This window comes from Thermocrispum municipale DSM 44069, from assembly GCF_000427825.1.
In the GTDB taxonomy this organism is placed as follows: domain Bacteria; phylum Actinomycetota; class Actinomycetes; order Mycobacteriales; family Pseudonocardiaceae; genus Thermocrispum; species Thermocrispum municipale.
This window is the reverse complement of sequence record NZ_ATYT01000003.1, coordinates 249048-274430: the sequence shown is the minus strand read 5'-3', so window position 1 is coordinate 274430 and position 25383 is coordinate 249048. Positions and strand designations below refer to the sequence as shown.

Below are 25383 nucleotides of genomic sequence, written 5' to 3'. Positions count from 1 at the left end.
GAGGCGCCCCTGATTCATGTCCGGGGACGGCTACGAACGGCCAGCAGGTGCAGTCGCACCACGGCATAGCAACCACCGACCGCCATCAGCCACGGCACCACACTGACGGTCGCGGCCGAAGCCAGGGCCACGACGACCAGCGCCAGCCCGACGACCGTGTCGAAGAACCGGGCGACGAACGTGGCGCGGGAAAGCTGCCGGGCCACGACCTCGGCGACGTACGGCAACCCGGCCGCCCACACCGCGAGATACACCGACCAGCCGAGAACCAGCATCCCGGGCACCGGATCGCCGGTGATCAACTCCCCCAGCGGTCCGGCGAGCACCGCGCACAGACCACCACACGCCAGCGTCCCGCCGGTCAACGCGACGGCGAGCCTGGTCGTGCGTGGCCGACCGCGCTCCGGGTTCTTCTCCGCGGCGGCGAACCGCGGCAGGAGATAGCTCCCCGCGCCGTTGACGACCACCTGCAGCCAGGCCACCACCAGCCGACCGGCCTCGAGCAGACCGACCGCGGCCAGCGACCCGAACGCCCCGACGAGCACGCGCGCGGCCAACATCGCCAGCGGTCGTAGCGTCGCTTGCGCGGCTCGCCACGTGGCGAACGCAGCGAGCTGCCCCATCCCCTGCCACCCGGGTCGCAGATGCCGCAACTCCTCGCGCGGCAACAGCGGCACGCCGAGGCCGACGGCGACCAAGGCACCGATCGCCATCGCCGACACCAGTCCGGTCAGCGACAAGCCGGACATCGCGACCAGCACCACGGCGATCACGGTGGCGACCAGGTACAGCACGTCGTTGCCCAGCAGCCGGGTGAACTCCATGCGAGCGATCAGCAGCCTGCGCAGGGTCTCCCGCATCAACCACACGACCACCAACACCGCGAACGCCAGCGCGAGGTGCGCATCCGGTCCACGTAACACGATCACCGTCACCGCTCCGGCACCGGCGGCCAGCGCCCACGTCACCAGCGCACTGCTGACCAGCGCGCCCCGCACGACGGGATCGTGCCGGTCCAGCACCGCCAGGCTGTCGCCGACGTAGCCGGTGTAGACGGCCGAGGCCGTGATGAGCAGCCCCAGCAGCACGGCGAACGCGCCGAACTCGGCCAGGCCGAGGCCGCGGGCGGCCAGGATCTGCAGCCCCAGGCTGGTTGCCGCGGTGACCGCCTGGGCGGCGACCGGCGCGGAGATCCGCCGCAGCCCGCGCACGGCGCCACCGGCCGCGGCGCGCATCACTCGCGGGGCGTGGCGAAGGTCAGCACGTATCCGGCGACCCTGCCACCCACGATCCGGATCTGTTCGGTCAGCCGGTGCAGGCCCGCCGCGTCGGCATCCCGCCGCACGACCACGATCGCTGCATCACTGGCCCGGACCAGCGCACCCGCTTCCGGCGCGCTCGCCGGCGTCGGGGTGTCGATCAACACGATGTCGAATTGCGCGCGCATCTCGTCGATCGCCTGGTCCAGCAGCGGGACGCTGAACCGTTCGAGCACACCGTCGACGTAGGCACCGGCCGGGATCACGGTGAGCGTGACGCCTTCGCCGAGCTCGACGACCCGCATCGTGCTCTGCGGACGCACGGTCCCCATCGCGATGTCGGTCAAGCCGGGATGCTCCCGATGGTCGTCCTGCTCGTAGGAGTCCTTGGCGGCCAGACCGATGCTGGTCGACAACCCATGCGTGCGCACCGCCCCGTCGACCAGCAGCACGTTCAGGCCGCTTCGCGCCAGCGCGCTGGCCAGCTGGATACTCGTCGTGGTGACACCGCTGTCGGGTTCGCCGGTGACGATCACGACGCCCTCGTCGATCACTCGCTGAACACCGAAGGCGACCATCCGGTAGGTCTTCGACGGCGGCGCACCCAGCCACAGCAGCGTCGCCGCCTCGTCCTTGCTGACCTGTTCGATCTCGCCGAGCACCGGTTCGTCGACCAGCGCCTCCAGTTCGCCCAGATTGCCCACGCGCCGGTCCCGGTCGGCACGGAACCACGCCAACGCCACCGCGATCACGCCACCGAGGCCGAGGCCGATCGCGCCGTCCCTGGCGATCGAGCGCATCAGCGCCATGGTGTCCGGCGCGGTGTCGTAGACGAACGCCACGCCGTCACCGATCTGGCTGGCCGCGACCTTCAGTTCGGTGGCCCGCTTGTCCAGCTCGGCCAGCGACACCGCGGCCGCCTCCGTGTTGGCCGAGCCCTGTTCGCCCTCCGGCGTGTCGTCCAGCCGCTCCTCGATCGACGCACGCTGCTCGGCCAACGTGGCCAGCAGCCGCTTGACCCGTTGGCTGACTTCCGCGCGCGAGGCGTCCCGGTAGGCCTCGATGACCGCGGCCATGATCCTGCTCGCCTCGTCCGGGCTGTCCGCGGACACTTGCAGCACCAGCGACTCGCCGGTCTCCGACGCCTCCGCGGTCACCGCGTTGCGCAACGTCTCCTTGGACACCGCGGCGCCGAGCTTCTTCGCCGCGGCGGCGATCACCTTGTCCGACGTCACGAACAGCGCGCGCTGGGTGGCGTACCGCGCGAACGCCGTCTCCCCCGACTCGACACCGAGCACACCCGCTTTGTCCGGCGTCTTGAGCGCCAGGCGGGCTTGCATGCGCGACGGTTCGCCGACGATCAACGCCACGATGACGCTGAGCAGCACCGCGACGGCGACGATGATCAACGAGCTCGCCCGGTACCGCCATACCGCGTCGACGAGCCGTGGCGATGGCAGCTCGTCCATGACGTCGTTCTCCCTGGGTGGCCATGCCGAACGGTCGGTTCAACCTAACAGATCGGCACCGCTTACCCGCGCCGCAGCCGGTGCGGGTAACAAGATCGCGCCGACCGGCGATAACTGCGGTAATGGATCTTCGGACAACTGTCTTGCGCGAACTGACCGCACCGCGTTTCGGGCTGTCCGCTAAGCTGTCGAAGGCCATTCTCGTGCGCCGTAGGCGACCATTCTGTTCGTCCCGTTCGAACTGACCACCGAGAGCTCATGACTGTCGCAACCGAACTTAGCTTCGTCGAGGCGCTCGGCCGACTGCGATACGCGCAAAAGAGCACAAAAGGGGCTCCCGCGTATTCCCGTTTTGTCAACCGGAAGGCGGGGCGCGTGCTGGCCGCGGCCGCCTATCGCATCGGTGCGACGCCGAACCAGGTGACCGCCGTCAGCGCCTTGTTCACCTACGCGGGCATCGCGGTCATCGCCCTGGTGCCGCCCGCGCCACCCGTCGGCATCCTCGTCACCGCACTGCTGGTCGTGGGCTATGCGCTCGACGCGGCGGACGGACAGTTGGCGCGCCTGCGCGGCGGCGGATCGGCGGCCGGCGAGTGGCTCGACCACGTGGTGGACGCGGCGAAGATCTCCGCTCTCCACCTGGCCGTGCTGATCGCCGCCTACCGGCACTTCGACGTGTCCCCGGAGTGGCTGCTGGTGCCGATCGGATTCGCCGTGGTGGCCGCGGTGATGTTCTTCGCGATGATCCTCAACGATCTGTTGCGACGAGCCCACAATGCCACTAGGCCGAATGGAGTAAAGCATTCAGCCGTTCGGTCTATTCTGGTCGTGCCGACCGATTATGGCTTGCTCTGCGTCGCTTTCCTGACATTCGGATTTCCCACCGTTTTCGGGGCGGTGTACGCATTGTTGTTCGCCGCCAATGCCGCGTTTCTCGCGCTGGCGTTGGTGAAGTGGTTCCGGGAAGCCGGAACGCTGGACGCCGCCCAGGGAGGACCTCGGTGACCGTCGTCGGTTATGCGCCCGGCGCGTACGACATGTTCCACATCGGACACCTGAACATTCTGCGCCGCGCCGCGGCCGAGTGCGACTACCTGATCGCCGGGGTGGTCACCGACGAGGTGGTGCTGGCCGCCAAGGGCAAGACACCGATCGTGCCGTTCCGGGAACGGATCGAGATCGTGCGCAGCGTGCGCTACGTCGACGAAGCGATCGAGGACGAATTCGTCGACAAGTTCGAGACGTGGAAGAAGCTGCGCTACGACATCCTGTTCAAAGGCGACGACTGGCGCGGCACCGCGCGAGCCGAGCGCCTGGAGCGCTTGCTCGGCGAAGTCGGCGCGCGCGTGGTCTACTTTCCTTACACGATCCACACGTCGTCGACGGCATTGCGTTCTCTGCTGACGGCGGCGACCGAAGTGAGGGACATGGGGAGCTGACAGTGCGCGCCCGCTCCGGCTGGCTTGTGGCCTCGGTGGTCGTCGCGCTGTCCTGTGTCGCCGTGCTGGTGGTCTACCTCGACCGTTCGCACAGCCACGGCTCCACCGCGGGCGGTCCGTTGCTCCCCCGGACCGCCTACCCGATCCCCGACGATGCCCTGTTCGTCTCGCCGCACGGCGATGACTCGGCGTCCGGCGGCAAGAACACGCCGTTGCGCACGGTCAAGGCCGCGGTCCGCGCCGCCCACTCGGGCCAGACCATCGTGCTGCGCGCGGGCACGTACCGGGAGAAGGTCGGCATGATCGGCAAGCGGCTGACCATCCAGCCGTATCCGCACGAACGGGTGTGGTTCAAAGGCAGCGTGGTGGTGCGCGACTGGGAAGCCGTCGGCGAGGTGTGGCAGCACACCGGGTGGCGCGACGAGCTGTGCAACGACTGCTACCTGCCGGAGATCATCGACCCCGAGTACCCGCTGGCAGGCCGCCCGCAGATGGTGTTCGTCGACGGCAAGCCGTTGCGCCAGGTCGCCGAGCGCGACCAGGTCCGGGCGGGCACGTTCTACGTGGGCGACGGCTCCGTGGTGATCGGTGACGACCCGGACGGCCGGACCGTGGAAGTCACCGCCTACGACCATCTGCTTCAGTTCGACAAGGGCGCGGACGGCTCCCGTCTGCGTGGCGTCGGCGTCGCACACTACGGATCGAACCAGCGGTACGGCGCCCGCGGGGCGATGGTGACCGTCAACGCTCCCCGGGTCCGGGTCGAGAAGTCGACGTTCCGCTTCTCCGCCTCCACGGGCCTTGCGGTGTTCCAGCCGGACGCTCAGGTCGTCGACAGCACGTTCACCGGCAACGGCCTGGTCGGACTACTGGCGAACCGGGCGGACCGGCTCCGCGTGACCGACAGCAGGTTCGACGGCAACAACGCCGAGCATTTCGCCACGTCGGGCGACGCCGTCGGGTCCGCGGGCGCGAAGGTCACCCGCACCGACCGGCCGCACTTCGCAGGCAACATCTTCATCGGCAACCACGCCACCGGCTGGTGGTGCGACCTCGGCTGCACCAACGCGACGGTGATCAGCAACCGGGCGATCGACAACGCGGGCCACGGCATGCACTACGAGGTCTCCAGTGCGGCGGTGATCGCCGACAACGTGCTGGTCGACAACGCCCGGCACGGGCTGAAGATCTCCAGCTCGGACCGGGTGCGGTTGTTCCACAACCTGCTCACCGGCGACCGCGCCGCGGCACTCGGGCTGTACAACGATCCCCGGCTGCCGAGCTTCGACTGGTACAGCGAGGCGAAGGGGCTGAGCTGGCTGACCGAGAAACTGGTGGCGGTGAACAACCTGCTGATCCAGCGGTCCTCCGGCTCGCCGGTCATCGTGTCGGAGGATCATCGCGAGAAGCCACGCGGCAATCCGGCGTTCGTCACGCGAGCCGACGGCAACGGCTACCTGCGCGCCCCGTCGGGTGAACCGCTGGCGGTGTTCGTCGAGGACAACGGCAAGGAACACCGCTTCGCCAAGCTGGCCGACCTGCGTAAAGCGGGCTTCGAGCGGCACGGACTGACCGGCGCGCCGAGTGCGGTGGACCTCACCGACGACTACGCCCTCAAGCCGGGGTCGCTGGGCATCGACGCCGGCCGGCCGATTCCGCAGGAGATCGCCGATCTGCTCGGCATCATCGCCGAGCAACGCCCGAACCTGGGCATTCTGACCGGCTAGCAGCGCTGCGCTCGCACGAGCAGCTGGACTGATGGCCGATCAGCGTGCACGCTTCGCACCATGCGGGCCAAGCATCCGGCGTGCGGTCGGACACCGAGCAGGGAACCCACACGGGCGGGAACGCCGTAAGCGTCCGGGCACCGAACAAGACCGGGCCGGCGCTCGTGGATGCCGGTACTGCGCAGACTCCCCGGGCGCCCGTGGTACCGACCGACCAGCAGCTCGGCCGAACCTACGGCGTTCCGGACCACCACGTCGGCCAGGCGAAGCGCGCCGCCCGCCTGGCCGACGATGCCGTCACATCGTCGCGTTCGGCGAACCGATCCGATTGCCGTCCTCGTCGACCGCCCGAATGTAGAACGTGCCCGAGGTGTAATTCGTCGTGTACTTGAACTCCGGGATCGACCACGGCCGCGACGACTTGGTGACCTCGTAGATCGGCTCCGCGGTACCCGCCTTGATCACCTGGTAGGTGAGGGTGTCGCTCTGCCGCGACCAGGTGCCCTGCCACTCGATCACGATCTTGCCCTGCGCGTTGCGGGTGAGCGTCGGCTTGCGGAACGGCGTCTCCGGCGCGCGGTGCTTGACCCCGGACACGCCGCGCACGGCGAAACGGGTCAGGCTCTGCTGCGGCTCGCCGTTGACCGTGGTGAACTCACCGCCGAAGACGACGTACTGGTCGTTGGCCGCCACCGCCCACGTACCGTTCTTCCATGGGCTGGTCGACGGGCCACCGTTGGTGTTCGGGAACCACGGGTAGAACTCCGGGATCGGGTCGCCCTTCTTCACCAGCGCGTAGTCGCGCGGTGCCGTCCTGGTCGCCTTGGTCGATTCCGCGGTCATCCGGTAGTACTGGAACGACGCGCCCTTCTCCGGCATGACCTCCGACGCCCAGCAGTCGTGGGTGTGCGAGGCGGCGTAGATGACACCGTGCCGCACGGCGATCGCCTGGGTGTCACCGAGGCAGCCGTCCCACCACAACGCCTCACCGGTGTCGATCTTGGCGGCCATCCGGCCCTCGAACCGGCCCAGGCCGACGTTCCCGACAGCGTCGTAGGCGGCGAAGTACGCGACGCCGGTGCCGTCCGTGGCGATGTCGGTGACGGTCGGCGAGCCGTTGACCTTGGCCGCCCACGAGACCGTGGCGCCGGTCCGCGCGTTCAGCGCACCCATGCGCCGCTGCGTGGTGTTGTTCAGCTTCTCGAACGCCCCGCCGACCAGCACGCGGTTGTGGTCCGGCGAAGCGAGCATGGCGAACACCGTGCCATCGGCCTTCGGCGCCCACGCGCGCAGCGAGCCGTTGTGCGCAACCGCGGCCAACCTGGTGCGCGGCTCGTTGTTGACCGAGCTGAACGCACCGCCCACGTAGAGGGTCTGCGACGTCACGGCCAGGCCGCGCACCCGGCTGGAGAACGCAGGCTTGAAGTTCTCGTCCAGCGCGCCACCGTTGTCCAGCCGGAACTTCGCCAGCCGGGACCGCCACTTGCCGTCGATCCGGTCGAAGTCGCCACCGACGTACAGCGCGCTGCCGCCCGGGCTGGCCTTGATCCGGAACACCGAGTCGCACACGTAGCGGTTCAGCCCGGTCTTCTTGCAGTAGTTGCCCGGGTCGGTGGTGCTGGTGAACTCGCTGCCGGTCACCTTGGGCGCCCACGGCAGCAACTCACCGGTGCGCACGTCGAAGGCCAGCAGGTTGTGTCGCGGCACCTCGCCTTCACCGCCCGGCTCGACACCGGCGGGCCGCGCCTTGGAGAAGCGGCCGCCGACGTAGGCGGTGTTGCCGACGATCTCGATGCTGAACACGATGCCGTCGGTCTGCGGCGTCGGGAGCGCACCCGCCGTGGCCGGATGCTTGCCGGGCTCCGGCGCGGCCTGTTGCGCCGAAGCGGGCAGCAGTGAGACCACGAGCACCACGAGGGCGCCCAGCGCCCCCAGCAAGGTCCAGCTACGACGGGTCAACTTCATCGCGGCTCCCGTTTCGTTACTCGAGCATTCCGGACAGGACGGGTCACGCTCGCCGGTGCGCGACCTGCCAAGCGCAGGGCGAGCTCGTGGTAGGCATCGGCGACGGCGTCCCAGTCGTAACGGTCCAGCGTGTCAATCTGCTTACGACCACGGACGGCCGTGACGCCGGGTTCAGCCTCCGCTTCGGTGCACAGCCGGGCGAGCTCGGCAGCGGTGGAGAAATACCGGCCGTAGCTGCCCAGGACCTCGCGGTTGAACGGCACGTCGAAAGCCGATGTCGGCGCGCCCGCTCCCATGGCGCGCAACAACGACGGATTGGTGCCGCCGACGGAATGACCGTGGATGTAGGTCAACGCGCCGGCATACAGCTGATCGAGCAGCTGCTGATCCCAGATCGAGCCGAGGAAGCGCACGCGCGGGCTGTTCGCCGCGATCGCCTCCACCTTGGCCCGGTAGGCGTCGGCATAGGGGGCCGAGCCGACCACCACCAGCGGATACACCGCTTCCGAGCGCAGGTAGCCCTCGACGGCGAGATGGATGTTGTTCTCCGGCTCGAACCTGGCCACCACCAAGTGGTAGCGCGCCGGCTGAAGACTGAGTTCCGGCAAACGGTCCAATTCGCCTTCCGGCAGAATCGGAGCGCCGTACGGGATGTACGTGCTGTCGATTCCGAATCGGTCCAGGTAATAGTCCTGAATGGCGCGCGAGTCGGCGATCAGGGAATCGGACCAGCGCACCGCGAGCGATTCCGCGCGGCGGTAGTAGACAGAACCGGCGCCGCGCCATTTGTCACGTTTCCATTCCAGTCCGTCGACATGGGTTGCCACCGGGATGCGCGCCATTCTCAGCACGGGCAGCAACGGCGCATTCCCGGCGTTGAACACGAACGCCACGTCGGGCCGCGCCCGGCGGGCATGCAGCACGGACAGGGCGGTGTGGCTCAGGGTCTCCAGCACCTTGTGACGCACCGCGGGCAGGTGCACCAGCCGCATGCCCAGGTGCTCGTCGGGCCGTTCGTCCCCCTGCGTGGTGCGGCAATAGACGGCGACGCGGTGGCCGCGCTCGACCAGGCGGCGACCCACTTCTTCCACACAGGTTTCGAATCCGCCATAACGCGCCGGAACCCCCCTGGTGCCAATCATGGCAATACGCATGACACACCCCAAAGCAGCTCGGAGGAGCAACCGGACGCCGACCACACACGATCCCCGCGTCGCATGCGCGAGCACAATCTACCGGGGGCTGAATTAGACTCCGCCACGAGGTCACATAAACCGGCCGCACTACTCCATTTGGAGCAACGTATTCCCAGAGTTTCGACTTTCCGTTCCCGGCAGGCGTGGCGGACCCGGCCGCCTGCCTGGCCGGTGGTGTGCCTGATCGCCCTGGTGGTGGTCAGCGACTTCCAGTTCCGCCTCCGGGACAACAAGGCAGCGGTGTCCGGCAATGCCGACCCGTTCGTGATGTTGGAGGTCGGGACGTACGCGGCGGTGGCGTTGTTCCTGTTCTTCCGGTTCCGACCGCGGCCGCGGTTTCGTCGCCCCACCAAACTCGCCTTGCTCGGCTACATCTACGCGGGCGCGCTGATCTTCTCGGCGGTGTACTCCCCGTACACCGCGCTCGCGCTCGTCCGCGCCGGGCAAGTCGCCGTCGCGGTCGCACTGTTCCGCTGCGTCGCGCTGCATACCGACGTACACACGCCGCATCGCATGGCGCACGGCTACGCGGTGCTGATGGCCGCGTCCGCGATTTTCGGTGTGCTCGTCCCGTTCCCCCGGTTGCCGCTCCAGCAAGAGCGCTTTACGTGGTTGTACGTGCACCCCGTTCAGGCTGGCGAAATGCTCGCGATCGCCACGGTCGTGCTGTCCGCCTACCTGCTGACCAGCGGCTTGCCGCGCAGCGGCCCGCAGTGGCGTCCCGGGGTGTACCTGTTGTTGCTGGCGATCTGCGGAGGGGCGTTGCTGGCGACGAGGACGCGGGGTGCGGTGCTCGGCGCCGCCGTCGGCGTCGCCGTGCTGTTGTGGACCCGCTGGCGTGGCGTGCGCAAGTTCGAGCTCGCCATCGTCGGTGCGGTGGCGCTCGCCGTGGTGGTGATCAGCAGCTCGGACGCGATCGAGGCGTACTTCGCTCGCGGCGAATCGGTCGACAAGCTCGCCACGCTCAACGCGCGCACGGACCTGTGGGCGTACGCATTCGAACTGTTCGCCGAGCACCCGCTGTACGGCTACGGGCTCACGTCGACCCGCGGCCTGTTCCTGGAAAGCATGGGCCTGGGCGGCGGCCACAACGCGCTGATCAATCTGCTGGTGGACGCCGGGCTGGTGGGGGCGCTCGCGTGGCTGGCGCTGCTGGCCGGGATCGCCGTGACCGCCTATCGGCTGTGCCGCCGCACCGGCGTGACCAGGGTCGACGGCATGCTGGTGCTGGCCGTGCTGCTCGGCATGACGGCGAACTCGATCTTCACCGAAGGCCTCGGTTCCCCGGCCAACGCGTCGTTCACCTGGCTGTATCTGCTCCTGGCCTGGGTGCTGCATGCCAGGACGGTGGCCGACACCGAGGACGTCGAGAGCAGGCGGATCAAGAGGAGGACGTCAACCAGGTGAATTCCGCACAGCGCACGGCTTTGCTGGTGCATCCCTCGGTCGAGTTGTACGGCTCGGATCGCATGTTCGCCGAATCGGTGTTGGGACTTGTCGAGCACGACTGGCGCGTTGTGGTGGCCCTGCCCGGCGACGGCGACCTTGCTCGTCTGCTGCGGTCCGAAGGCGCCGACGTGCGGTTCTGTCCGACACCGGTGCTCCGGAAGGCCGCGCTCCGGCCGGCGGGATTCGTCCGACTGGTACTCGACACGCTGCGCGCGATCGGTCCCATGCTGCGGCTGACCCGCGAAGCGCGTCCGGACGCCGTCTACGTCAACACCGTCACCGTGCCGTTGTGGTCGGCCCTGGCTCGGGTGCTGCGTCTGCCGGTCGTGGCCCACGTGCACGAAGCCGAGGACGACGTGCCGCTGATCATTCGCAAAGCACTGGCGGCACCACTGCTCGCCGGGCACACGGTCATCGCCAACAGCGAGGCGAGCGCCCGCAGCGTCGTCACGGCCATTCCCCGGCTCGGGCCACGCACGCAGGTGATCTACAACGGCGTCGTCGGACCGAGCCGGGACCCGCATGTGCACGACTCGCCACCCGAGCCACCACGCCTGGTTCTGGTCGGCCGCCTGTCCCCGCGCAAGGGCACCGACGTCGCCATCCGCGCGGTCCGCAGGCTGCACGACGCCGGTCATCCGGTGAGCCTGCGGCTGGTCGGATCCGCCTTCACCGGCTACGAGTGGTTCGTCGACCAGCTCCACCAGCAGGTGCGCGACCTCGAACTGACCGAACATGTGCGGTTCGACGGCTTCAACCCCGACGTCTGGCAGGTGTACGCCGAGGCCGATGTCGCACTGGTTCCCTCGCGCGTGGAGCCGTTCGGCAACACGTCCGTGGAGGCTCAGCTGGCCGGAGTCCCGGTCGTCGTCTCGGACACCCAGGGCCTGCCGGAGACCGTCGACGGCGGTCAGTACGGCTTGGTCGTCCCGCGCGACGACGACGCGGCACTCGCCGACGCCGTACTCGAGATCATCCGTGACTGGCCGGCCGCAGCGGCACGGGCGAAGGCCGCACGGGAAGCCGCCGCACAGCGCTTCTCCCCCGCCGCCTATCGGGCAGCCGTCGCCGAGGCCGTCGAGAACGTCAGTAGGCGCCGCGCCCGCTGACCACGGCGCGCACCGTCTTCCACAAGATCACGGCGTCCAGGGTCAGCGACCAGTCCTCGACGTAGCGCAGGTCCAGCCGAACGGAGTCCTCCCACGACAGGTCGCTGCGCCCGCTGACCTGCCACAATCCTGTCATCCCCGGCTTGACGAGCAGGCGGCGGCGGATGTCCGGACCGTAGCTGAGCGTCTCCTCCAGCAGCGGCGGGCGCGGCCCGACCAACGACATCGACCCGCCGAGCACGTTGAACAGTTGCGGCAGCTCGTCGATGGAGAACCGGCGCAGCACCGCCCCCACCCTGGTCACCCGCGGGTCGGAGCGGATCTTGAACAGCGGACCGTCCGCCTCGTTGGCCAGCTGGGAGCGCATGCGGTCGGCACCCACGTGCATGGTCCGCAGCTTCCACATCGTGAAGACCTCGCCGTCGCGCTTGACGCGCAGCTGCCGGTAGAACACCGGCCCGCCGTCGTCGAGCTTGATGGCGATGGCGGCGGCCAGCAACACCGGGGACGTCAGCACCAGCGCGAGGAATGCGCCGATGCGATCGGCGATCTCCTTGATCAGGCGGCCGCCGCCGGTGAACGCGGGCTGGCTGACGCGCAGCATCGGCATGCCGAGCACGCCGGAGACCTTCACCCGGGGGCCGGCCACCTCCATCAGCACCGGCGCCACGGCCAGCTCCGCGGACGTGCCTTCCAGGTTCCAGGCCAACCGCCGCAGGACCTCGGGTGTCCAGTGCGAGTGCGGCGTCACCGCCACGACGCGATAGCCGCCGCGGCGGACGTGATCGGCGAGCTGATCGAGCGAGCCGATCACCGGGACCCCGGCGATCTCACCGTCCTGCTGGGCCTGCGGGTCCGAGTCCACCAGGCACGCCGCCTCGACGCGCCATCCCACGTGGCAGTGCTCGCGGGTGCGCTCGATCAACTCGCGGACCGAGTCGGCCGCGCCCGCCACCACCACGGGCAACATGCACCTGCCGTGCCGCCGGGACCGGTGCAGCCACTGCCGCAGCAGATAGCGAGCCAGCAACGCCAGAAACGTCATGGTCGGCAGCACCCCGAGCATCCACGGGCGCACGTCCAGGCGCTCCAGCCACGGACCGAGCAAAGCCAGCACCACGGCGGCGGAGAACATCGCCGACAGGACGCGGCGGTACTCCTCCGCGCCGTCGCCCAGCATTTCGATCTGCCATGCCCGACGCACCGGCAGGAAGATCAGCACCAGCACGGCGATCAATGGTGCGATCGCCGGGTGCAAGCCTTCGATGGTGCCGAGCAGGCCGAGGATGCCCGCCAGTGCGGCGACACCGATCACCGCGATGGCGTCGGACAGGATGACGGCGGCTCGGTACCGCCGCTCCCAGCGCATGACCGGGCCGCTCCCCCGGCGGCTGCCGCGTGGCGCGACTGCGCTCCCGATGGCGTCGGTGGACAGGGACGTAGCCGACGTCAAGGGTTCGCGCATCCAACTACCCCTTAGCTCGCACCAACACGACGGGCGGACACATGCCGCGCACCGGAGTTATCGCCGCGACAGTGGGTGGATATTAGCCATATCGAAGATCACACGATCGTGGACCCACACTTTGGCTGAACAACTCACGGTGGAGACAGGGAAATCGGTGCTCGCGCGGACGGTTTCCCACTCCCGCTCAGCGGCATCACCTGATAGACCTGAACCGTGCAAGCCGGCGAAACGATCAGTAACTACTGCGAGCGTGTCGGCCCCGGATTCTGGGACGAGCCACTCAACGCGTGGACCAACCTCGCCTTCGCGCTCGCCGCGATCGGCGCGTGGCTGCTGGTCGAGCGGGCAGGCGGGCCGGCCCGCCGCGGAACGATCCGCGCCCTCCCCGTGATCATCTTCTGCATCTTCCTGGGCAGCGGAGCGTTCCACACCACCGCGACGCGGTGGGGCGGCATCGCGGACACCGGCACCATCGCGGTGTACCTGCTCTACTACATCGTGCTGTTCGTGGTGCTGTACTGGCGAGTGCCGTGGCGGGTCGCGTGGCTGGCCGCCCCGGTGTTCATCGGCTTCACGGTGCTGATCGCGCTACTGGCCGACTTCGCCGGATTGCGCGGGCCGGGCATGTATCTGTCCGCCCTGCTCGCGCTCGTGGTGCTCGGCGGAGCCTTGCATTTCTCCAGTGACCCGAAAGTGCGACCGTACGGCGTGCAGTACGCCGCGATCGGTTTGCTGTTCGGCGTATCGCTGACGCTGCGCACGCTGGACCAGCCGTTGTGCGAGGTCATCCCGTTCGGCACGCATTTCCTGTGGCATGTGTTCAACGCCTGCGTGCTGTACCTGACGGCACGGCTGGCCGTGCGCCGGTGGGAGGAACTGCACAGTGATACCTCGGCCCGGATCACTGCGGAGCGTGACGGCTGACCCGCTCGGACGGCGGTAGCGATTCATCCTTCGTGATCGTTACGTTCGACAACCGTGCGCTCATATGCGCATATGGCCATATAGCGATCATTGGAGGTCTCGATGGGTGGTTGCTCGTGCTGCAGTAACTGTTCCGGCCCGGGTTGCGGCTGCTGCGGCTCCTGCTGATTAATCGGTTGCTCACTGCGACACGGCCTGGCTACTCTCGGCCAGGCCGTGTCGCCGTCGAAGGGAGATGCCGGTGCTCAGCTGAGGTTGCCGTCGCGTCCTACTCGTGTCGACCTCGCGGGAGCCCGCCATGTCTCCATCCGCCATCGTCATTTCCGATCTTCGTTTCGCCTGGCCCGACGGCACCGTGGTGCTCGACGGCCTCAACACCGTCATCCCGTCCGGCCGCACCGGACTGGTCGGCCTCAACGGCAGCGGCAAGTCGACGCTGCTGCGGCTGATCGCCGGCAAGCTGCGACCCAGCCGGGGATCGATCACGACCGGAGAGGTCGGCTACCTCCCACAGGACCTGGTGCTGGACACCTCACGCACGGTTGCCGAGGTGCTGGGCATCGCCGAGGTGATCCGGGCCGTCGCGGCCATCGAAGCCGGCCGGACCGATCCGCAGCTGTTCGACGTCGTCGGCGACGACTGGGACGCCGAGGAGCGTGCCCGCGCACTGCTGGATCAGCTCGGTCTGGCCGACGTCGAGTTGTCCCGCCGGGTCGGTGCACTCTCCGGTGGGCAGACGATCCTGCTCGGGCTGGCCGCGTTGTTCTTGGCGCGTCCCCAAGTGCTGCTGCTCGACGAGCCGACCAACAATCTCGACCGGAACGCACGCGAGCGGCTGTACGAGGCGGTGGAAGCGTGGACCGGCGTCACGGTGATCGTTTCGCACGACCGTGAGCTGCTCGCCCGCGTCGATCAGATCGCCGAACTGCGAGACGGCACCGTTCGGATCTACGGCGGGAATTTCGCCGACTACGAGGAAGCCGTGCGAGCCGAGCAGGAGGCCGCAGAGCGGGCGCTACGCACTGCCCAGGCGGATGTGCGGCGCCAGCAGCGCGAACTCGTCGCCGCCCGGACCACGCTCGATCGCAGGCTGCGCTACGGCCGCAAGCAGTTCGCCAACAAGCGCGAGCCGAAGATCGTCATGAACGCCCGCAAGCGTGAAGCGCAGGTGTCGGCGGGCCGCTACCGGATCATGCACGAGGAGAAGGTCGAGCAGGCCAAGGGACGGCTCGCCAAAGCCGAGGAGGCAGTGCGCGACGACGACGCGATTCGCGTCGACCTGGCCGGGACGACGGTCCCGTCGGGCCGGGAGGTGCTGCGCGTCGATGCGGTTCTCCGCAACGGCGTCTCCGTCGAGCTGGACATGCGTGGTCCCGAGCGGGTCGCGTTGACCGGGCCGAACGGCGCGGGCAAGACCACGTTGTTGCGGACCATCACCGGCGACGTCCCACCGGCTTCGGGCCGGGTCGAGGCGCTCGTCCCGGTCGCCCTGTTGCCGCAACGCCTGGACGTGCTCGACGACGAGGCCACCGCGGTGGACAACGTCGCCCGCGCCAACCCGAGAGCGTCGGCCAACACGATTCGCGCCCAACTCGCCCGGCTGTTGCTCAAGGACGGGCGGGCCGATCTGCCGGTCGGTGTCCTCTCGGGTGGTGAGCGCTTCCGAGCGACGCTGGCCACGCTGCTGATCGCGCACCCGCCACCGCAGTTGCTGTTGTTGGACGAGCCGACGAACAACCTGGACCTGTCCAGCGTCCGGCAGCTGGTGCAGGCGTTGCGGCAGTACCGGGGAGCGCTCGTCGTCGCCAGTCACGACGAACCGTTCCTGCAGGAGGTCGACGTCGACCGGCGGCTGCATCTCGGGCCGTGAGCACGCTGGGGCCGGCCACGGTGGACGGCCCCAGCGCTTGTGGTCACGCGATGCCGTGGCCGGCCAACCACGAGAGGGTCAGCCGGTAGAACTGCGGCGCGCCCTTGCTGAGGTTGATCGAGTGCCCGGCGTTCGGGATCAGGTGCTTGACTTCTCCGGCGCCGGGGTCAGTGGCGCAATCCTTCGTCGTTCGGCAGAACAGCATGTCGTGCCGTCCCAGCACGTGCAGAACCGGAACGTCGACTCGCGACCGTCGGTCTTGATCGTCGGCGGCTGCATCAGCACAGGGTCGCAGCGAGCACAGCTCACCGCTGCTCAGCGTGTCCTTGGCCGACTCCTCTCCGCGAGCAATGGCGCTTTCGTACGTGCCCGGGTAGTGGAAGACCTGGGTGCGGCTTCCCGGCAGGGTGGTGAAGTAGCCCTTGGCCCACGGCAGGCCTGCGAATCGCGGATCCTGCACAGCCGGTGTGAACGGATACAGGTCTTCGTCGCCGTCGTCCGAATCCTCATCCCCCGGCTCGCCGCCGTCGTCCGGATCGCCCTCCTCCGGCTCGCCGTCCGCGTTCAGCGGGATCCCGCTCACGATGACCGCGTCCACTCCCCCGTAGGCAGCCGCGCGCTCGGCGACGATGCCGCCCATCGAGTGACCGTTGAGGACGACCGTCTCGAATCGTGGCCCGAGGGCGCCGTCCCGCAGCTTCTCGACCACTTGGTGCACGACGCGGCCGCCCGCGGCGAAATCGAGTGAGGCTCCGTCGGGATGATCGCTGGCGCCGTAACCGAGCCGGTCGAGATTCAGCGTGGCAAATCCACGCTTGGTCGCGTACTCCACGTAGGAGTACTTCTCGGGCCGGTACGGCCAATCCCAGTAGCGGTGGTCGTAGCCGCCACCGTGCAGCAGAACCTGCACCGGCGTGCGCGCCCGCACCATGCCGCGATGACACAGCTCGGCGAACACGTGCTGTTCGGTGCCCCGGTGTTCGACCGGGAGGCGGTAGGCCTTGCACGTGATCGCGGTAGCCGCGCGCTGCGGGCGCGAACCGTCGGCGAAGGCCATGCTCACCGCCGCGGCAAGTGCCGCGACGGCAGCGAGCGCGACGGCCAGAACTCGATGTCTCATCAGGTGTCCTCCTCCATGGCGAGATCGGATCACCCTCAGTCGACCAACGCGGATTTCCGGCGCTCTGCGATTGTTCTGGGAGAACGCTGTGAATCGCACTCAGCGCGGTAGCCGGATCCGCACGGTGGTGCCTTTCCCCAGTTCCGACAGCACCTGCACGGTTCCCCCGTGCGCACGCACCACAGCGTCCACAATGGACAGTCCAAGTCCGGAGCCGCCGGTTTCCCTGGAGCGTGACGGATCCGCGCGGTAGAAACGCTCCAGCACCCGCTCGGTCTGCTCGGCGGTCAGTCCCGGCCCACTGTCGCTCACCTCGACAACGGCATCCGGCCCGTCGCACTGGAGGCGCACGCTCGCCGGCCCTGGGCTCGCATGACGCTCCACATTGGTCAACACGTTGTCGATGACCTGACGCAGGCGCGCCGCATCGCCGGTCACGATCACCGACGGTTCGGCTTCCAACGACCACTGTCGCTGGGCGTCCCGTGCTTGTGCGGCAGCGACGGCGTCCGCTGCCACCTCGGCGAGCTCGACCGGCGCGCGCTCCAGGGGGCGTCCTTCGTCCAGCCGGGCGAGCAGCAACAACTCGTCGACCAGCACGCCCATGCGCCGCGCTTCCACTTCGATGCGGGAAAGGATCTTGGCCAGATCCTCCGGATGCTCGGACCCACCACGCCGGTACAACTCGGCGTACCCGGCGATGGTGGCCACCGGTGTGCGCAACTCGTGCGAGGCGTCCGCGACGAAGCGGCGTAGTCGCTGTTCGGCCGCCATGCGTTCGGTGAACGCCTGCTCCAGCTCGGCGAGCATTCGGTTGAGGGCATCGCTGACCACGCCGACCTCGGTGCCCGGCGCTTCCTCCGGCATACGTTGCGACAACTCCCCCGCACCGATGCGGACCGCGGTGTCGGCGATGCGCTCGAGCGGACGGAGGCCACGGCGCAAGACGACCGCGGTCAGCACGCCCATGGCGACGACTGCGCCGACCCCGGAGACGATGGCCACCGCGGCCACCCGGCTGGTGAGTTCGTCGTAGGCGGCCGGGTCCAGCTCTGCGACCGCTCCGTCGAAGTCCTGCACCGCGCCGAATGTGGCTCCGACGGCCAATCCGATCCACAGCACGCAGAGACCGACGACGATGAGCGTCAGCCGCGCGCGCAGGCTCACGGTCGGTGTCCTTCCGGCAGGCGCAGGACGTATCCGACGCGCGGCACCGTATGGATCAGCGGTGTCCGGCCGGCATCGATCTTGCGCCGCAGGTATGAGATGTAGGTCTGCACGACACCGTCGTTGCCGCCGAAGTCGTACTGCCAGACGTGGTCGAGGATCTGGCGTTTCGACAGCACCCGGCCCGCATTGACCAGCAGATACCGCAGCAAGGTGAACTCGGTCGGCGTCAAATCGATGCGCAGGCCGTCCCTGCGGACCTCGTGAGCCGCGTCGTCGAGTTCCAGGTCGGCGAAGCTCAGCACATCGTCGCGGCTCGGCGCGGTCCGTTTCAATACCGCGCGGACGCGGGCGACCAGTTCACCGAGGCTGAACGGCTTGGTCAGGTAGTCGTCGCCGCCGACGGTCAGGCCCGTGATCTTGTCCTCGGTGGCGTCGCGCGCGGTCAGGAACACCACCGGCACCTGCCGGCCGTCGGCCCGCAGCCTGCGGCACGCTTCGACGCCGGACATGTCCGGCAGCATCACGTCGAGTACCACCAGGTCGGGCCGGAACGTCGCGACCCCGTCCAGTGCACCCTTGCCGGTGCCCGCGATGCGGGTGTCGAAGCCTTCGTACCGCAACGCCGTCGCGACCAATTCGGCCAGATACGTCTCGTCGTCGACGACAAGCACCTTGTGCCCCATGGAGCCAGTTTCACCCAGTACTCGCAGGGGGCAGTGATATTCACAGAGTTCTCTCAGCGATACGCCCGGCTAGGGTCGGGGTGAGCGAGATCGGGGGCCGGATGGGCTTACAACACCAGACGGGGTCGGTGTGGTGGGAGTCGCTGGCCGCATTCTTCACCGACGCTGGTGTCGGGGTGCTCTACGCCGCGCTCGCGGTGTGCTGGTGGCGAGCGCGACGGCTGCCCTCCCAGGACATGGCCCGCGCTGTGCTCGCCCCGTTGGGCGTGCTGGCCACCTGGCTGATCAGCTCGGGCTTGAAGCTGCTAGTGGCTGCCGAGCGCCCGTGCCAGACGCCGGCGGTTCGTGCACTCGTCGATTGCCCACCGGCCGGTGACTGGTCTTTTCCGAGCAACCACGCCGCGTTAGCGGCTGCCTGCGCCGTCGGCATCGCATGCGCGTGGCGCGTGCTGGCCGTCCCGGCGGGGGTGTTGGCTGTCGCGGTGGCCGCCTCGCGAGTCGTCGTCGGTGTCCACTACCCGCTCGATGTGGTCGCCGGCCTGCTCGTCGGCAGCGCGACCGCTGCGGCCGTGGTGCTGGGCCTGTCCGTGCCCGCGACGCGGACGATCGACCGGTTTCGCGCGCATCCGCGGCTGAAGTACCTGGTCGCCGACTCGCCGGTCGACGACGACTAGCGAGTTCCTGCGCACACTGCCGCATCGGCCAGGTTGTTCGGCAGGCTTCCGCCACGCGTGGCAGCCCCATCTTCGGGCGTAGCAGCGGCCGACCAGGCCGGCCGCTCGGTCTCGTCCGAACGTTGCCGACCCCATGACTCGGGTGAACGCACACCACGTGTCGCGGCGGAGAATTGTCCGATCAGCCGCCGAGATCCTCGGGGTACTGGAGGTCCTGCCAGCACCAGGAACCGTTCTGCTTGGCCAGGACCGCCACGAAATCGGCCGTGATGTCAGGAGCATTCTTGTGGCTCGCGGCGAACGGCGCGGTTGCCCGGTCACCGGACTCTTGTACCTGGCCGGACAACTGCGCCGTGCCGACCTCGGCGACATCCTCGATCAGGTCGCGAGCACCCGGCGTGATGTCCTGACACGACAGCTTGTTGAGGGCGTCGGCATCCCGCGAACCGATGGCGGTGACCAGCGATTCCGCCGTGCTCTTCGCGCTGGCCGTTTGCTCTGAGCCGCCGCCGTCGTCGGACAGAAAGAAGCCGGGGGCCACGAAACCGGTGACGCCGAGCGCGGCGAGCACGACGACGGCACTGACGATGCCCACGACGAGGCCGGTCTTGCTCTTGCGCGGGGGCGGGCCATAGCCCGGCGGGCCGTATCCGCCGGGACCGTGCTGCGGCGGCAACGGCGGGCCGTATCGGGCCGGACCATATCCTTGCGGGCCAGGCCCCGGCGGGCCGTACTGGGCGGGACCATACCCTTGCGGGCCAGGCCCCGGCGGACCGTAGCCCGGCTGCTGAGGACCCTGCGGTTGGCCGGGCGGGTAGCTCATGGACATCCCCCCACGATCGAGGCGCGGCGATCCCGCGCAAGAACACTCGGCGCATTCTATGGCGCCATGACGTCACGACGGGCGACGATCACACGATGATGCGACGCCCTCGCTCCCTCTCGACCGTGGCCGAGGCAAGCCACCTCTCCGGCGATGTATCATTCGTTACATGATCGAGGTGGCTCGTACGACCAAGGCGAGCGCGCACGACATCTGGCCGGTGCTCAGTGACGTCGAGAGCTGGCCGGCGTTGCTGCCGACATTCGACAAGGTCACGCGCCTGCACGCCGACGGACCTGTCGGCGTCGGCGCCAAGTTCGAGGTCCGACAGCCCGGCTTGCCGAAGGCGGTCTATCAGGTCACCGAGTGGCAGCCGACCACGCTGTTCACCTGGGAGTCCCCGGCACCCGGCGTGCGCTCGACGGCTTCGCACCGACTGGAAGAAACGCCGGAGGGCACCCGGATCGTGCTGACCATGACGTGGTCCGGCCCGCTGGCCTGGCTGGCCCGCAAGCTCTACGGAAGCAAGGCCCGGCGGTTCATGACGCAGGAGGCGGAGGGCATCGCCCGGGCGGCCGAGGATGCCGGACAAGCGGACTGAGCACCCGCGCGAGGTGCTGCTCGACAAGGTCGTCGCCTGGTTCATGCAGCACGGCGTGCTGGACACCAGCATGCGCACGCTGGCGGCGGGAGTCGGCACGAGCAACCGGATGCTCAACTACCACTTCGGCTCGCGCGAGCAGCTGCTCACCGCGGTGATCGAGCGCGTGTGTGAAGCGGAACGGCAAGCGCTCGAACGCTTCGTCGACGAAGCCTCCGACCCGATGGAGGCGGGCGCGCGCTACTGGAGTCACATCGCCGACACGGCCGAGGTGTTCGCGCCGTTGTTCTACGAGCTGTCGTCGCACGCGATGTACCGCAAGCCGTATGCGGAAACCTTGCGCACCGTGCTGACCGACGCGTGGCTGTCCGGCTTCACGCAGGCGTTCGAGCGGATCACCACTCCCGACCGCGCCGCGCGGCTGGCCAGGTTGTGCTTGGCGATGGGCCGCGGCGTGCTGTTCGACATGGCGCTGACCGGTGACCGCGCCGCCGCCGACGCGGCCATCAAGGATTTCACCGAGCTCGTGCGGCGGGAGGTCGACCACTCATGACGTGTTCGTCGGACTTCGACCGCTCCTGACGTACTCGTTCGGAGCTCGACCTCAGTCCCCGTACCGCTGAGGGACACGCGGCGCAACCCGTCGCGGTTGCACCGACCTCATCGGCCATGCCGAGGCCCATGCCGTCGACCGACAGCTCCCGATGCTGTCGAGCCGACGGGCCACGCGCCACAGTCAGCCCTGACTGGCGGCGATCCGCCGGGCACGAACCTCGTAACCGGTGATGATCACGATCGGACACACGGCGGTGACCAGCAGCGAGACCCCCAACGTCGCGCCGACGGTACTGACCACCACAGCGAGCACGAGGGCGACGATCGCTCCGGCGAACAGCACGGCCTGGTACCCGTCGACCTTGGCCAGCAGCAGCGTGTAGATCAAGTAGAGCACGACCAGGTACACCAGCACCGGGATGACCGTGGCGAGCACCGCGGTGGTGGTGTCGACGTGCGCCTCACGCTCGATCACGTAGGCGGCGACATGCAGCCCGGAACCGGTGGCGGCCAGCGCGCCGAAGATCACGATGTGCAGGTAGCCCCACCGGAACGCCCGGTCGCGGTAGCGCTCGAGCAGCTCGGCGAACGGCAGGGTGAAGTACACCCACCACAACCCGAACGCCAGCACCGTGCCCGCACAGGCGACCAGGACAGCTTCGGTCGACCAGCCCTGCGTCTGAACCACCGCGGAGATCGCGGTGATCGTGCCGAGCACGACCTCGCCGAGCGTGATGATGACCAGCAGTCCGTACCGCTCGGCGATGTGATGCGGATGCCACGGGGTCGGACGACCCTGCCGTTCGGCCGTCATCGGCCCGGCCAGCTCGATTGCCACCAGCACGAGGTACGGCAGCCACAACGCGTCCAGCGGCGGGTTGATCACCAGCACGACGACCCACCCGGCCTGGGCGATCCCGATCGCGGCGGCGTAGGTCAGGCACGTCCGCCTGCGGTACTCGTCGTGGGCGGCGGCGCGCAGCCACAGCGCCAGGCTCGCCACCCTCATCACGATGTAGCCGGCGACGACCACCCGGTTGTCCAGGTGCTGGCCCTCGTCGATCGACCGGAACGCCTCGGGCAGCCCCAGCGCGAGGATGAGCGCGCCGACCATCACGATCAACGTGGCGGCGCGGAAGAAGAGGTCGTCGTTGTCGTACGCGGACGCCAGCCACGAGTAGTTGATCCACGCCCAGCAGATGGCGAACGTGGCGAACCCGAACCCGGCCAGCGCGGCGGCCGTGCGGCCTTCGGCCAGCAGATGCGCCATCTGGCTTCCGGCCTGCGAGAACGCGACCACGAACACCAGGTCGAACAGCAGCTCCAGTGGAGTGGCCACCCGGTGCTCCTGGTGCGGGTCGCGCCCGATCATCCGAGCCAGGCGATGGCCGCGAACGGGCCGCTCGACCGGGTGACTCATCGGCTCCTCCCCATCTACGCCGGAACCGTTGGCATCGTGCCACAGCGGCACGAGTCAGGCTCGGCGATCCGCCGTGCGGGAGCGCGACGAGAAGCTGGACGCGACGAGCCCGGTGACCGCCCATCCGTCGGTCACCGGGCTCGTCTCTCCCTGCGGTCAGTAGGCGTCGACCTGGAAGTCGGTGACGTCGAACCGCTGCTTCTGTCCCGCGGTGTCGACGATCTCCACGCCGTAGCCGACCTGGCCGAGGGTGGAGTCGGACTTGAGCATGCCCGCCTCGGTGAGATGGTCGGTGAACGCCTTGATGTCCAGCTCACCCGAGGTCTGCGGCGACTTCGCCACGAACGAGACGATCTCGTTGTTCTCGTTCGCCCACAGCTCCCACTCGGCGCCATCGACGGTGACCGTCTCCTGCAGCTCACCGGCGGGCCGTTGCCCGTTGTACTCGGTCCAGATCATCAGCTCGGTGGTGCCGGGACCGTTGCCCACCCCGTTGATCCACACGTCGTAGGCGAAGTTCCACGTGCCCGACTCCGGGGCTTCGTGCGCGAACTGCGTGGGAATGCGCTCGAAGCTGTCGAGGCTGGGCTCCGACCCGCTGTTCCAGTCGTGCCAGTCCTTGTGCATGTTCGGGTAGCTCAACACCGCACCGTCACCGGAGTCGCTGGCGGCGGCGTCGACGTACCAGGAGTCGAACGAGCACACGCCCATGCTCTGGGACACCGAGCCGTTGTCGTTCCACAGGTTCGGGCTGCCGTAGTAGTCCTTGCCGTCGCCCTCTCCGTCGGCACTCACGGGTCCACCACCATCGCTGGTGGACCACGTCTGCGTCGGGTTGGCGCACTTCTGAGCAGCCTCGCCGGCGGCCTCAGGCCCCCCGGACGCCACGGACACTCCCGTCGCGGTGGCGATCAGGGCGACCGCGGATGCCGCGGCGAACGTCTTGCGCATGATCTTGACTCACTCCTGCAGATCGGCGTTATCAATTCGAGACCGGAAAGCTACGGATGCTGTTATCCCTGATCAACGCGCGCCGCGTGGGTTACGCCGAATGGCGAGGTGGGCGTTGCGCCAGGGTTTGCAGGCGTTGCGCAAGACGGTGGGCACCGGTCCTGCAGTCAGCGCAGCGGTGCGTGATTCACCAACTGCGCCCGATTTCCCGGTGCCTGACCGACGAGTTTTGCCGCGCACACGGGTCTACTTCTGCGAACGGACAGAGAGGACAGCGCCGATGCATGACCGGAACGCGAACCGGCCGCTTCGCTTCGGGGTGGTCACGCCACCGAGGACGGACATCCGCGCGTGGCGGGACGACGTGCGGCGAATGGCCGACACCGGATTCTCCACGCTGCTGATGCCGGACATCCGCATGCTGCCGGCACCAGGGCCCACGTTGGCGGTCGCCGCCACCCTCACCGACACGCGCGTCGGGACGTGGGTCTACGCCTCGCCGTATCGGCCTCCGTGGAGCGTGGCGTGGGAAGCGCATTCGTTGTCCCTGCTCACCGACGGGCGCTTCGAGTTCGGCATCGGTACCGGCCGACCGGGAATCGAGGACGAGCTGCGTGAACTCGGCGATGATGCGGCACCCCCGCGTCAGCGCGTGGACGACGTCCGCGAAGCGGTCAGGTCCTTGCGGGAGCTCGACGGCGAGAACGTCCGCACGCCGGTGGCGATGGCAGTTCGTGGACCGAAGGCCAGGGCGGTGGCCGCCGAGCTGGCCGACATCGTCACCATCGTCGGCTTGCCCGCGGACTCCCGGGCGGTGGTGGGCGAACTCGCGGCGAGCTTTTCCGGCGCGGACGTCGAACTGGCGCTGCACGTGCCGGTCGTCGGGGATGTCGTCGAGCCGTTCATGACCGGACCCGACACCGACCCGGCGGCCTTGCACGCGGCCGACTCTCTGCTCGCCCTGCCGGTCGATCCGGCAGCTGCCGGCGAGGAGATCCTGCGCAGGCGCGCGGAGTACGGCTTCACCTACTTCGTCATCGGCTCCCTGGCCGCCGAGGCACTGGCACCCGTCGTCGCCGAACTCGCCGGAAAGTAGGCGAGCCCGCGTGCGGTGCCGACTACGTGTGAATGTGCGCCTGCGGGTTGTCCTCGTCGCCGTAGATGACGATGGTCGCACCTTCGGCCGGATCGTAGTCCTCGGCGCGGCCGAACTCCGCACCGTTCTCGTCGCCTTGGTGCACCGTGATCGTTCCCGGCTTGTCGACCCAGTTCACGTCGACGCACTGATTCTCGAACGGCAACGAGGCGGGGAAATGAGCCCAGCGGGGTTGGAGACCGTCGAACGTCCACTTCACGGTGACGTCGAAATCGACGAAGAGGCACACGCGGTTGATGCCCGGCCCCGGCCCATCGGCCAGGGCAGGCGTGGCGCCGGCAACCAAACCACCGAACGCCACGGCACCTGCAGCCGCGAGGCCACCCACTCGTTTGGCAATGTTCCCAGTAGCCAT

At 68.6% G+C, this 25383-nt stretch carries 23 protein-coding genes; 11 read left to right on the top strand and 12 right to left on the bottom strand.

Annotated features, from left to right (window positions below; genetic code table 11):
- Positions 1–14: 14 nt before the first annotated feature.
- Entirely contained in the window at positions 15–1235 is a 1221-nt protein-coding gene (locus YWM_RS21680; RefSeq protein WP_052344437.1) for an MATE family efflux transporter, read from the bottom strand.
- The gene (locus tag YWM_RS21675; protein ID WP_052344436.1) at positions 1235–2728 is read right to left on the bottom strand and encodes an AAA family ATPase; all 1494 of its coding nucleotides are present in this window, start codon (positions 2726–2728) and stop codon (positions 1235–1237) included. Before YWM_RS21675 ends, YWM_RS21680 begins: the two co-directional genes overlap by 1 nt.
- 258 nt (positions 2729–2986) lie before the next feature.
- Between YWM_RS21675 and YWM_RS0101255 the strand changes: the two genes are divergently transcribed.
- From YWM_RS0101255 to YWM_RS0101245, 3 genes are read left to right on the top strand one after another with little or no spacing between them, the layout of a single operon-like run.
- A complete protein-coding gene (locus YWM_RS0101255) occupies positions 2987–3733 on the top strand; it encodes a CDP-alcohol phosphatidyltransferase family protein (RefSeq protein WP_028849174.1) in 747 nt (248 codons plus the stop codon).
- Positions 3730–4167 (top strand): FAD synthase family protein, encoded by a 438-nt coding sequence (locus YWM_RS0101250; protein WP_028849173.1) that lies wholly within the window; start codon positions 3730–3732, stop codon positions 4165–4167. Before YWM_RS0101255 ends, YWM_RS0101250 begins: the two co-directional genes overlap by 4 nt.
- Positions 4168–4169: 2 nt before the next feature.
- Complete coding sequence (locus YWM_RS0101245) at positions 4170–5894, top strand: right-handed parallel beta-helix repeat-containing protein (RefSeq protein ID WP_169720947.1); 1725 nt, start codon at positions 4170–4172, stop codon at positions 5892–5894.
- Between the two features lie 297 nt (positions 5895–6191).
- Here YWM_RS0101245 and YWM_RS0101240 read toward each other — a convergent pair whose 3' ends face one another.
- Together YWM_RS0101240 and YWM_RS21670 are read right to left on the bottom strand one after the other, a co-directional pair.
- Positions 6192–7859, bottom strand: coding sequence for a hypothetical protein (locus YWM_RS0101240; RefSeq protein ID WP_084612121.1), 1668 nt, complete (start codon positions 7857–7859; stop codon positions 6192–6194).
- Positions 7856–9013: a DUF1972 domain-containing protein gene (locus tag YWM_RS21670; RefSeq protein WP_052344435.1), complete on the bottom strand. Its 1158-nt coding sequence runs from the start codon at positions 9011–9013 to the stop codon at positions 7856–7858. Before YWM_RS21670 ends, YWM_RS0101240 begins: the two co-directional genes overlap by 4 nt.
- 216 nt (positions 9014–9229) lie before the next feature.
- On the opposite strand from YWM_RS21670, the gene YWM_RS21665 reads away from it, so the two are divergent.
- Entirely contained in the window at positions 9230–10462 is a 1233-nt protein-coding gene (locus tag YWM_RS21665; RefSeq protein ID WP_043659317.1) for an O-antigen ligase family protein, read from the top strand.
- On the top strand, positions 10459–11613 hold the full coding sequence (locus tag YWM_RS0101225) for a glycosyltransferase (RefSeq protein WP_043659051.1): 1155 nt from the start codon (positions 10459–10461) through the stop codon (positions 11611–11613). The genes YWM_RS21665 and YWM_RS0101225 overlap by 4 nt, the downstream gene beginning before the upstream one ends.
- Here YWM_RS0101225 and YWM_RS0101220 read toward each other — a convergent pair.
- A complete protein-coding gene (locus YWM_RS0101220) occupies positions 11591–13078 on the bottom strand; it encodes a sugar transferase (RefSeq protein ID WP_028849169.1) in 1488 nt (495 codons plus the stop codon). The genes YWM_RS0101225 and YWM_RS0101220 overlap by 23 nt on opposite strands.
- A 216-nt stretch (positions 13079–13294) precedes the next feature.
- Between YWM_RS0101220 and YWM_RS0101215 the strand changes: the two genes are divergently transcribed.
- Both YWM_RS0101215 and YWM_RS0101210 read left to right on the top strand, forming a co-directional pair.
- Complete coding sequence (locus YWM_RS0101215) at positions 13295–14005, top strand: hypothetical protein (protein ID WP_028849168.1); 711 nt, start codon at positions 13295–13297, stop codon at positions 14003–14005.
- 298 nt (positions 14006–14303) lie between these two features.
- Positions 14304–15875, top strand: coding sequence for an ABC-F family ATP-binding cassette domain-containing protein (locus YWM_RS0101210; protein ID WP_028849167.1), 1572 nt, complete (start codon positions 14304–14306; stop codon positions 15873–15875).
- Positions 15876–15918: 43 nt separating this feature from the next.
- Here YWM_RS0101210 and YWM_RS21660 read toward each other — a convergent pair whose 3' ends face one another.
- The 3 genes from YWM_RS21660 to YWM_RS0101195 all read right to left on the bottom strand — a co-directional run bounded on the left by YWM_RS21660 (position 15919) and on the right by YWM_RS0101195 (position 18848).
- Positions 15919–16995 (bottom strand): alpha/beta hydrolase, encoded by a 1077-nt coding sequence (locus YWM_RS21660; RefSeq protein ID WP_052344434.1) that lies wholly within the window; start codon positions 16993–16995, stop codon positions 15919–15921.
- A 99-nt stretch (positions 16996–17094) separates the two neighbouring features.
- Positions 17095–18162, bottom strand: coding sequence for a sensor histidine kinase (locus YWM_RS21655; RefSeq protein ID WP_052344433.1), 1068 nt, complete (start codon positions 18160–18162; stop codon positions 17095–17097).
- The gene (locus YWM_RS0101195) at positions 18159–18848 is read right to left on the bottom strand and encodes a response regulator transcription factor (protein ID WP_052344432.1); all 690 of its coding nucleotides are present in this window, start codon (positions 18846–18848) and stop codon (positions 18159–18161) included. The genes YWM_RS21655 and YWM_RS0101195 overlap by 4 nt, the downstream gene beginning before the upstream one ends.
- Positions 18849–18928: 80 nt before the next feature.
- Here YWM_RS0101195 and YWM_RS21650 point away from each other — a divergent pair, with 80 nt between their 5' ends.
- Entirely contained in the window at positions 18929–19522 is a 594-nt protein-coding gene (locus YWM_RS21650; protein WP_084612119.1) for a phosphatase PAP2 family protein, read from the top strand.
- A 181-nt stretch (positions 19523–19703) separates the two neighbouring features.
- Here the strand turns inward: YWM_RS21650 and YWM_RS27215 are convergent, their stop codons facing one another.
- Positions 19704–20345, bottom strand: a complete 642-nt coding sequence (locus YWM_RS27215) for an Rv0361 family membrane protein (protein WP_156914577.1) — start codon at positions 20343–20345, stop codon at positions 19704–19706.
- Between the two features lie 169 nt (positions 20346–20514).
- On the opposite strand from YWM_RS27215, the gene YWM_RS0101180 reads away from it, so the two are divergent.
- Together YWM_RS0101180 and YWM_RS21640 are read left to right on the top strand one after the other, a co-directional pair.
- Positions 20515–20946, top strand: a complete 432-nt coding sequence (locus tag YWM_RS0101180) for an SRPBCC family protein (protein WP_052344429.1) — start codon at positions 20515–20517, stop codon at positions 20944–20946.
- A complete protein-coding gene (locus YWM_RS21640) occupies positions 20927–21499 on the top strand; it encodes a TetR/AcrR family transcriptional regulator (protein WP_052344428.1) in 573 nt (190 codons plus the stop codon). Before YWM_RS0101180 ends, YWM_RS21640 begins: the two co-directional genes overlap by 20 nt.
- Positions 21500–21682: 183 nt before the next feature.
- Here the strand turns inward: YWM_RS21640 and YWM_RS0101170 are convergent, their stop codons facing one another.
- Together YWM_RS0101170 and YWM_RS0101165 are read right to left on the bottom strand one after the other, a co-directional pair.
- The gene (locus tag YWM_RS0101170; protein WP_028849164.1) at positions 21683–22921 is read right to left on the bottom strand and encodes a low temperature requirement protein A; all 1239 of its coding nucleotides are present in this window, start codon (positions 22919–22921) and stop codon (positions 21683–21685) included.
- 156 nt (positions 22922–23077) lie between these two features.
- Positions 23078–23872: a GH12 family glycosyl hydrolase domain-containing protein gene (locus YWM_RS0101165; protein ID WP_028849163.1), complete on the bottom strand. Its 795-nt coding sequence runs from the start codon at positions 23870–23872 to the stop codon at positions 23078–23080.
- A 280-nt stretch (positions 23873–24152) separates the two neighbouring features.
- Between YWM_RS0101165 and YWM_RS0101160 the strand changes: the two genes are divergently transcribed.
- Entirely contained in the window at positions 24153–24968 is an 816-nt protein-coding gene (locus tag YWM_RS0101160; RefSeq protein WP_028849162.1) for an LLM class flavin-dependent oxidoreductase, read from the top strand.
- A 22-nt stretch (positions 24969–24990) separates the two neighbouring features.
- Here the strand turns inward: YWM_RS0101160 and YWM_RS0101155 are convergent, their stop codons facing one another.
- Positions 24991–25383 (bottom strand): hypothetical protein, encoded by a 393-nt coding sequence (locus YWM_RS0101155; RefSeq protein ID WP_156914576.1) that lies wholly within the window; start codon positions 25381–25383, stop codon positions 24991–24993.